The 8,851-nt window shown below is 65.9% G+C and carries 7 protein-coding genes; 4 read left to right on the forward strand and 3 right to left on the reverse strand.

What is annotated here, in order from left to right; all coding sequences use genetic code 11:
- Window positions 1–446 precede the first annotated feature (446 nt).
- The 3 genes from NR810_RS51740 to NR810_RS51750 all read left to right on the forward strand — a co-directional run bounded on the left by NR810_RS51740 (window position 447) and on the right by NR810_RS51750 (window position 3,751).
- Window positions 447–1,214: an SDR family oxidoreductase gene (locus NR810_RS51740; RefSeq protein WP_257463576.1), complete on the forward strand. Its 768-nt coding sequence runs from the start codon at window positions 447–449 to the stop codon at window positions 1,212–1,214.
- Between the two features lie 165 nt (window positions 1,215–1,379).
- The gene (locus NR810_RS51745) at window positions 1,380–2,186 is read left to right on the forward strand and encodes a hypothetical protein (RefSeq protein ID WP_257463577.1); all 807 of its coding nucleotides are present in this window, start codon (window positions 1,380–1,382) and stop codon (window positions 2,184–2,186) included.
- On the forward strand, window positions 2,183–3,751 hold the full coding sequence (locus tag NR810_RS51750) for a hypothetical protein (protein WP_257463578.1): 1,569 nt from the start codon (window positions 2,183–2,185) through the stop codon (window positions 3,749–3,751). The genes NR810_RS51745 and NR810_RS51750 overlap by 4 nt, the downstream gene beginning before the upstream one ends.
- Window positions 3,752–3,893: 142 nt before the next feature.
- On the opposite strand, the gene NR810_RS51755 is transcribed toward NR810_RS51750, so the two are convergent.
- Window positions 3,894–4,976 carry an MBL fold metallo-hydrolase gene (locus NR810_RS51755; RefSeq protein WP_257463579.1) on the reverse strand — a complete coding sequence of 361 codons (1,083 nt, stop codon included), beginning with the start codon at window positions 4,974–4,976 and terminating at the stop codon, window positions 3,894–3,896.
- A gap of 328 nt (window positions 4,977–5,304) precedes the next feature.
- On the opposite strand from NR810_RS51755, the gene NR810_RS51760 reads away from it, so the two are divergent.
- Window positions 5,305–6,476 (forward strand): IS3 family transposase gene (locus tag NR810_RS51760; RefSeq protein ID WP_257463580.1). Its coding sequence is split into 2 segments (ribosomal slippage): window positions 5,305–5,560 and window positions 5,560–6,476, totalling 1,173 coding nucleotides; the frame shifts between segments, so codons are not numbered across the junction.
- 117 nt (window positions 6,477–6,593) lie between these two features.
- Here NR810_RS51760 and NR810_RS51765 read toward each other — a convergent pair.
- Window positions 6,594–7,913 (reverse strand): hypothetical protein, encoded by a 1,320-nt coding sequence (locus NR810_RS51765; protein ID WP_257463581.1) that lies wholly within the window; start codon window positions 7,911–7,913, stop codon window positions 6,594–6,596.
- A gap of 17 nt (window positions 7,914–7,930) precedes the next feature.
- Window positions 7,931–8,689 carry a hypothetical protein gene (locus tag NR810_RS51770; protein ID WP_257463582.1) on the reverse strand — a complete coding sequence of 253 codons (759 nt, stop codon included), beginning with the start codon at window positions 8,687–8,689 and terminating at the stop codon, window positions 7,931–7,933.
- Window positions 8,690–8,851: the final 162 nt, after the last annotated feature.

The raw sequence follows: 8,851 nt of genomic DNA on the forward strand, positions 1-8,851 counted from the left end.
TGAGGACATGAGCCGCCTGGCTGGGCGGCTACGCGCGAAGCCGACGGGCGCCTGGGCAGCCTGAAGACCCGGCGATGGAGCGAGAAGCGGATGGGGCTTTTGCTGTTTGCGTCTTCAATACGTCCAACGCGAACGTCCTGCTGAGCAACTCGGCGAAAGTCTCCTCGCGGCGTCCTCTCCTTCATCCGCTGCTTCCTGGCCGCTGCCTGGGGTGCCACGCTCGCTCCCTCCTCTCCTGCTTGGGGGAGCCCCCTCCCAGAAAGCACGTGCGCAGCGCGTGCGACGGGGCCGGCACTGTCAATCACCGCTTAACAGCCCATGAACCGGGCGACGCCTGGTTCAGCAACGAGTGCAAGCGCATATTCCTGTTGCGGTGGCCAGGAGGGCATCAGCGACTACGGCGACACATGGACCATTCGCGCAGTGGTTGGGATCGGAGACTCGACATGAATCCCACGTACGACTTCAAGGGACAGGTGGCCCTGGTCACCGGCGCCGCGATGGGCATGGGGCTCGCCACGGCCCGTGCCTTCGCACAGAGCGGCGCGGCCGTGGTGCTGGCCGACCGCGACGGAGCTCTTGCCGCGAAGGAAGCGGCGAAGATCGTCGAGGAAGGCGGCATCGCGATCGGCGTGACTTGCGACGTGACCGACGAGGCGCAAGTCGCCGCCGCGGTCGATAGGGCGGTCGCCGAATATGGCCGGCTCGACATGGCGTTCAACAATGCCGGCATCCAGGTGCCGCCGAGCGATGCCGCCGACGAACCGGCCGAGAACTTCCAGCGCGTGACGGCGGTCAACCAATTCGGCGTCTGGGCATGCATGAAGCACGAGCTGCGCGTCATGCGCGCGCAAGGGTCGGGCGCGATCGTCAACTGCTCGTCGCTGGGCGGCCTGGTCGGCCTGCCCCAGCGCGCGGCCTACCACGGCACCAAGCACGCCGTGCTCGGCATGACCAAGAGCGCCGGTGTGGAGTATGCACCGCGCGGCATCCGTATCAATGCGGTCTGCCCCGGCACGATCGACACGCCGATGGTGCAGGACATGCTGAAGGGCCAGTCGGACGCGATGGAGGAGATCATGAAGCAGCAGTCGATCGGCCGCCTCGGCCGAGCCGAGGAGGTCGCGGCCGCCGTGCTATGGCTGTGCAGCCCGGGCGCGAGCTTCGTGATCGGCGTCGGCCTGCCGGTTGATGGCGGCTTCACCGCGCACTGAGGAGTCATTCCGCTGCACTATACGTATCTGGGCCGCACCGGCCTGATGGTCAGCCTCCTGGCGCTTGGGTGTACCAGCCGATGGGTACAGCCTGCGCCGGCTGAAGATTGAGCCTGCCCCGGGAGCACGTTCTCCGTACCCGGTTGGGCTAGAGTCGGAGCCACCATGGCCTCCCCCTCTCGACGTAGCGCGAGCCTGCCCCTGCTCGCCCTGCTCCTCTTCACGACGCCCACCGTGCACGCGCAGGGCGCCTCCGAGGTCCAGAACTATCTCGTCTCGGTGAACCGCCTGTACGAGGACCTCGAGTACGAGCGCGCGCTGGAGCAGATCCACCGCGCCCGGCGTCTGTCGCGTGGAGTGGAGGAGGACGTCGCGCTCGGGCTCTACGAGGGCATCCTCCTCGACGAGCTGGGCAAGAAGGACGACGCCACCGCGGCCTTCAAGGCGGCCCTCTTCCTGCGCCCGGACGCGAAGCTGCCCGTCCAGGTCTCCCCCAAGGTGGAGAAGCACTTCGAGTCCATCCGCATCGAGGTGAAGCGCGAGCTGGCCCCTCTCCTCGCCAGACGCGAGGCGGAGCGCCTTCAGGCCCAGACCCCGCCCCCGCCGGAGGTCCGTCCACCGAGCACCCCCGAGGTGTCGGCGGCGCGCGGGGACACCCGCTCCCGCGCGCTCCTCCCCGCCATCGCCGGAGGCGTGCTCCTGGCCGCGGGCGGCGTTTCCTACGGGCTGTCCCGGGGCGAGCTGTCCAGGCTGCGCACCGACGACGTGGGACTGGCCACGCGCGAGGATGCTCACGCCAGCGCCTCGCGCGGCAAGACGTACCAGGCCGTGGGGATGGGCCTGCTGGGCGCGGGTGTGGTGGGGTTGGGCGTCGCCGCGGGACTCTACCTGATGGGCGCGCCCACCGGGCCGGTGGCGCTCGGCGTGAGTACCGATGGGACGTCGGCCTTCGTGTACGGGAGGTGGCCGTGAGTACTTCGACCCGGATGCGCTTCGCGCTCCTCGCGGCGGTGGTGCTCGGCGGCGTCACCGGCTGCGCCGACTTCGACCGGGAGGAGACGGAGTTCTGCCAACGTAACCCGGGGCGCTGTGGTGCGGACCCGGGCCCCTCACCGGACGCCGGCACCGAGGACGCGGGCAGCCCCGTCGTCCTGATGCGCTACGACCGCCACTACACCTCCACTGGCATCGTCTCGCGGCCCGCGGCGGACCTCGCCACGGCGCCTCTCGAGCTGTTCGCCCTCGATGGAGGCACCCTCGTGCGCCTCCAGGGCACCCAGGAAGAGCCAGGCCGCGTCCGCTTCGAGGTCCCTCCCGGTACGTATTACGCGAAGAGCGGCGAGCTCTACGTGGTCACCTCGTCACGCCAGATCGACTTCAGCACCCCGCGCTTCGGCCGTCCGGACACGCGCTTCACGGACTCGCTGTCCCTCCCGGCACGGTTGCTCGTCACCGGTGCCAGCCCCTGGAACACGGGCTACGGGACGACCTTCATGTCGGACTATCTGCGGCTCGTGGACCCCAACCGCGGCGAGGTGGCCAACCTCGCGGTGTTCGGTATCGCCTCCGGGCAGACCTCCCTCATGGACGCGGAAGGCAACTACTTCTCCTCCACCAACCTCCCGGTCTCCATCCCCGAGCCCGACAAGGGAGACCAGGCCTGGCTCCTCCAGAGGACCTATCTGGATGCGGGCGTGACGTCGGATGGGGGACCCTCCCTGTATGAGACCTCCACGCATGGCGGGCTGGTCGAGTCCCTCGCGTCCGATGGCGGGATGTTCGAGGTCAAGGCCACCCTTCAGCCCGTGCCCCAGAAGAACGTCATCTTCGAGTGGCGCCGTGGCGAATTCGCGGCCCTGAGCGCGGAGAGCGGGGGATTCTCGGCCTCGCTCTTCAACCTCTTCGCGACCCCTCATGACATCACCCTCAACAGGTTCGGGTCGTTGGTGACGTTCGCCCTCCAAGACGGCGCGCGGAGCACGCTCGTCCGGAAGCTGACCTACGGCAATCCCTTCCCTAACACCTGGGAGCTGGTGGGATGGACGTACAGCTCCTATTCGACGCCGATCACCTCGGCCGATGGAATGCTGAGTACCAGCAGACAGGACATCTTCGTGGTGCAGGAACATCTGCTGGAGCTGACCTCGGCCCCCATCCAGCCACGCCTGTCCCTGCCCCGTCGTTTCCTCATCGATGGTGTCGCCGCGAGTGAGTCGCGGACCCTGGGAGTCATCAGCCCCATGGTGACCTGGGAGCCACCTGTCCTCGGGAGCCCCTCGGCCTACAACCTGCGCATCGAGCGATATCCGCTCCCGGGCAAGATAGGCCCCATGGAATGGGTGGCGGATTTCCGGCTGGGGCCGTCGGAGCGCGGCGTGAGGATTCCCCAGGGAGTCCTGACCTCCGCACGCTCCTACCAGTTCAAGCTCACCGTCTACGCCGAGCCCCAGACTCCCGTGGAGTCCCCGGGGTACATCGGCAGCGCCCTCGACCACGCCTACTCCACCACGAGCAGCGGCATCCTTACCGTGCCCTGAGCGCCCGCCACTCGCTCCGCAGCAGCCCGGGCCGCGGCACCACCGCCGTGCTCGTGCTTCCGCTCCCCTCTGGGGGAGGGAGCTGCGTCGAGCGCGGAGGGGTGATTGCGGAGGAGCCCGAGGGCGCCCTCCTCGAGCCATCCTATGGCGTTGCCACCAACGTCGGAATCGATGCGAAGCTCCGCGGATCATGCGCGACGACGATGGTCATCTCCGGATGTCGCGCCGATATCGCGGCCATGTGCGCGAGGTTCTCACGAACGAGCTGAGGCTCGAAGTCCGCGAGGCGCTGCGTGAGAGGTCGCTCCTCCTGCTCGGTGACGCCCTCCAGCTGCCAGGCGAGGTCTCCGATAAAGGCATAACGCTTGTTGTCCGGAAGCGTCACGAAGACAATCACGGAGCCTGGCGTATGGCCGGGCGCCGGGACGATCACCACCGCGCCATCTCCGTAGACATCATGGCTCTCCGCGAAGCCGAGATAGGGATGCGCTTCAAACCGATACTCTTCGATTTGAAGCGATTTGATACTTCTTGCCGGGGCCGTCGTGACGTTTTCGCTTTGGGCGAAGCTTCGTTCCGCGGGAGGTATCCAGACAGGTACCTCGGGAAAATCCGCGGCGCCGCTGATGTGATCCCAGTGGGAGTGGGTCAAAAGGATCGCACGCAGCCGGGTCAGGTCATACCCGCTCGATTGGAGCTGCTCCCTCGCGGTCTTGTCCAGCGTATACCGGGTCAGGAGTTGAAAGACGAGCGGCAGCGTCGCGAGGTGCTGTGCGATGTCCCGGCCGAACCCTGTGTCGATCAAGAGATCGCCCTTGGGGTGCTTGATCAGGATCGCGGTCATGGAAAACCTTCGCGGCTCGAAGAGAGAGCCACCGCAATACCCAAAGGACGCGCTGCGATAGGTGGCGCCGGTCGGAAGCTGGGCGATCGACATCTCGGAAGGCGCAGAAGCCGGCGGGAGAGCGCCGATATCGAAGTTCTTTGATACAGAGAATGGCGACGCACGATAGGTAGACAAGAGCCCCAGCGGCAGCAGATAAAGCGTGAGCGAGAGCGCACGCAGGGGGCGAGAGAACGAGCGCAGAAAAGAAAAGCCAGCGGCGCAGGCAATGCCAATCAGGGCGCCAGGCAATACCAGCCATGAGGTCGGTCCGTGAGCGCTCAAGAACAGGAGCCACACCGCGAGCAGGACCGGCGCGACGCACGCAAGGAGCAATTTCATCGGGGACCGCCTGGGAGTTCGGTGCACACGCAGAGGAGATGCGCTGCTCTCGCGAGCGCTCGAGAGGCCGTCCACCTGGAGCGCGGGTTTGAAGACATCGATCACCTCCAGGGAACAACCTTATTCCTGTAGCCCACGTGGGCATAGGAAAAATGGGAGGAAGCCTGGGGGCGTCAGAAGGCGTAGCGTACCCGGCAGCAGGGCATGCGCCGGGCCAGGGTTGCCCTCCTGGGTCTCCGGTGTCCACAGCAGCTCCTCGGCCCGGGGGTGAGCCTGCCCCGATTTTGTGGACACACCTCATAAGTCGGCTACACGGGAGGTAGTGTTCATGGAGCGAAGGAAGAGGCGGAGTTTCACCCCGGAGTTCAGGGCCGAGGCGGTCCGGCTGGTGCGCGAGGGCAACAAGAGCCTGCCCCAGGTGGCCAAGGACCTGGACCTGACGGAGTCAGCCCTGCGCAACTGGGTGCGCGAGGCTGACGGAGGCGATGGCAAGGAGTCGGCAGGTGCGCTCTCCACGGCCGAGCGGGAGGAGTTGGTGCGGCTGCGCAAGGAGGTGCGTCATCTGGAGATGGAGCGCGACTTCCTAAAAAAAGCGGCGGCCTTCTTCGCGAAGGAGACCTCGAGGTGAAGTTCGAGTTCATTGACGCGGAGAAGGCCCACTTCCCTGTGGACTTCATGTGCGAGCAGCTGGGCGTGTCGCGCTCGGGCTACTACGCCTGGAAGGAGCGCCCGGAGTCCGAGCGGGACAAAGCGGACCGGGCCCTGGCCGAGGTGGTGACGCGGATACATCGCGACAGCCGCGGCACGTACGGCAGTCCTCGCGTCCACGCGGAGCTGCGTGCCCAGGGGCAGCGCGTGAGTCGTAAGCGTGTGGCTCGGCTCATGAACGAGCAGGGCATCGCTGCTCGCAAGAGACGTCGCTTCGTGCGCACGACGGACTCACGCCACAACCAGCCCGTTGCCCCCAACATCCTCGAGCGCAACTTCTCCCCCGGCCAGCCCAATAGCACCTGGGCCACGGACATTACCTACGTGGGGACGGGGCAGGGCTGGCTCTACCTGGCCGTCGTCATGGACCTCTTCTCGCGCAAGGTGGTGGGCTGGTCCATGAGCGAGCACATCGACCGGCACCTGGTGCTCAACGCCCTGGACATGGCGCTCAAGGGACGCCAGCCACCGCAGGGATTGTTGCACCACTCGGACCGGGGCAGCCAGTACGCCAGCACCGACTACCAGCAGGCACTGGCTGCTCGTGGGATTCAATGCAGCATGTCGCGCAAGGGCAACGCTCTCGACAACGCCGTGGTGGAGAGTTTCTTCAGCAGCTTGAAGCAGGAGCTCGTCTACACCACCGACTTCGCCACGCACGAGCAGGCCCGGCTGGCCCTCTTCGAATACATCGAGGTCTTCTACAACCGCCAGCGGCGGCACTCGTCGCTGGGCTACGTCAGTCCTGTGGATTTTGAGCTTGCGGCCTTACCGCAAAAGTTGGCAGCATAACCCTACTGTCCACGTAACCGGGGCAAGCCCACTTCGATGCCGCCCTCGATTGAGAGGGCCGTCCCTACACGGCCACCTCGCCGCCGATCCGGGTCCGCTTCAAGCGCCGGTGAGCGCTCATGGATCGATGGTGATGGGAACCTCAAGCACCGCTTTGACCTGCACCCACATATACGGGGCGAACAAGAGCGGTGTGGCAGAGGCACTGAACTCGATGAGCGCCGGACCGGTGGACACGTATTGATCGTACAGAGTCACCGTGTGCGACTGCCGATTCGAGAGTACATCCCATCCTTGTGATTCGTCGCCTTCCACCGTCTTTACATAGATGGTGTAGCCGTCCACGCTGAAGGGCCGGGTCCACCGGAGCTCGAACGGCGAGTTGAGCTTCACGTGGGTGCCAGGAGCGGGGGTGGTGAGCTCGACGCGCCCTGGGATGGTCACCCAGCGGCGGTACACCTTCTTGCCCTGCGCGATGCCCAGTTCCATCCGCCCTCCCTCGAGCAGTGGCGCCGCATCGGCATCCAGGAGCTCATAGCTCGAGGTGCTCGAGTTGTATGTCAGGAATTGGTTGCCCAGGAGTACTTGCGCATCCTTCACGGAGGTGTAGGTGCCGCCACGCTCGACAGTGACGTGCACCTGGGCCCGGTTCCCCGCGCGCTTCACGCGAACATCGACCATGAGGTCCACAGCGGGAGGATCGGCGTCCGGATCTTCTCCGAGACCAGGAATGCCACACAGATCTCCTTCGACCTGCGAGTCATTTCCATCCCACATGCCCTGGCACACGAGCACGTCCAGGTGCGGGCCTCCCACGGAAAGCTCGAGCGGGATGGTGGAGGACAGGGGCAGGACCGCGGATTCGTAACCTTCCAACTTCAGCAGGTTGAAGCCCTTCTTCGCCTCCATTCCGGGCATGAGCGTCATCTCCCGATCCGTGTAGAGGAGCGTGTGGTACCTCGACGCGCCGAATACCAGCGAAGAGCCGAGGACCCGATCAACGGGTTTGCCCGTGGCGGGAATGGTGTCGAGCTTCCCGTTTCCGTTGACGTCCTGGTACGCGAGCAGGAGGCCCGTTGCCAACTCGCGCACGGAGCCGTCTGCCGTGACCCAGTGCGCGCTGCCCGGAGGCCGGTAGATGTGGAAGCGGAAGTTCGCGGGGAAGCTTCCCTCATAGGGGTAGTCCTCGGCGACGACGGCCGAGGTCTCGGGAACGGAGCCCGGGAGGAAGAAGACGCCCAGGAGCCACCGCGGGTACCAGACCAGTGCGATGCGTACCGGCCCGTTGACGGTGGTGCCGGGGGCCAGGGTCATCTGGCCCTCCAGGGTGAGCAGGGGCTCGCCCGGATATTGAGTGTCCACCGTGCTCCCGCAGGCGGAGAGGGCGAACATCAGGGCGAGCAGCACGGACTGTACGTGGCGTGTTCTCGGATTCATGGTGCACGCTCCCTCCCTCAGCGGTTGAAACCGAGGCCACATTGGTTCGCGGGCGGCGGGTTCTCCACGAGCCAAAGCCCCTCGCACACGAGCGCGTCGAATTCCGGGCCGCCCGCGAAAAGATAGAGGGGGATGGGCGTGGACAGTGGCGCGGCCCCATTGGTCCTCGACAGTTCCAACAGGTTGAAGCCCTTATCCATCCCCGCCTCCGGCAATGCCGACTCGATGTAGGCCACCATGTATTTCTGCGTCTCGGGGTCCGTCCACCACTCCATCGAGGTGCCGAGAATCCGGTCGATGGGTTTGCCCGTGACGGGAATGGTGTCGAGCTTCCCATTGCCGTTCATGTCCTTATACGCGAGCAGGGCGCCTACTGCGGCCCTGGTGGTGGTACCCCTTATTCCCCAGGGTCGCATCGCTTCCTCCGGGGGCGGCTGGTCGATGCGGAAGTGGAAGTTCGCGGGAGAGATGCCCTGGTAGACGACACCCTCTTCGACGATGGCCAGGGGTCGGGAGATCCGGGTCGCTTCATCCGTGTGGAACATGTCCTGGTACCAGGCCAGCGCGAGGCGCACCGGTTCGTCGAGGGGGACGCTGAAGTTCAGGGTCAGTGTCCCCTCCAGGGTGACCAGGGGCTCACGCGGGACAACAGGGTCCTCCGAAACGGGTGGCGGGGGCTCCACGGGAGTCGGCTCCCCGGTTTCGCCTCCGCAGGCGGAGACAGTGAGGAGCAGGACGAGCCGTGGTCCCCGGATGATGCGCGCGTTCGACTTCATGGTGTCCTCCAGCTGGGCCATCCCCTCATTTTTTCGGCTCTTCTGTAGCACCCGTGGGTTTCCCTCGGCGGATGGCGGTCCACGACGAGAGACGACCGACGTGATGCGCTGAGGGCCGCTCCCCTCTGAGCCATCGCTGGCAACCGCCTTGCACAGCGCGCC

Origin of the sequence: Archangium lipolyticum (genome assembly GCF_024623785.1) — a bacterium.
Taxonomy (GTDB): domain Bacteria; phylum Myxococcota; class Myxococcia; order Myxococcales; family Myxococcaceae; genus Archangium; species Archangium lipolyticum.

What these genes read in the sequence shown, in the direction of transcription:
- NR810_RS51740 (WP_257463576.1), top strand. Translation starts at nt 447, where the DNA reads ATGAATCCCACGTACGACTTCAAGGGACAGGTGGCCCTGGTCACCGGC.
- NR810_RS51745 (WP_257463577.1), top strand. Translation starts at nt 1,380, where the DNA reads ATGGCCTCCCCCTCTCGACGTAGCGCGAGCCTGCCCCTGCTCGCCCTG.
- NR810_RS51755 (WP_257463579.1), bottom strand. Translation starts at nt 4,976, where the DNA reads ATGAAATTGCTCCTTGCGTGCGTCGCGCCGGTCCTGCTCGCGGTGTGG.
- NR810_RS51765 (WP_257463581.1), bottom strand. Translation starts at nt 7,913, where the DNA reads ATGAATCCGAGAACACGCCACGTACAGTCCGTGCTGCTCGCCCTGATG.
- NR810_RS51770 (WP_257463582.1), bottom strand. Translation starts at nt 8,689, where the DNA reads ATGAAGTCGAACGCGCGCATCATCCGGGGACCACGGCTCGTCCTGCTC.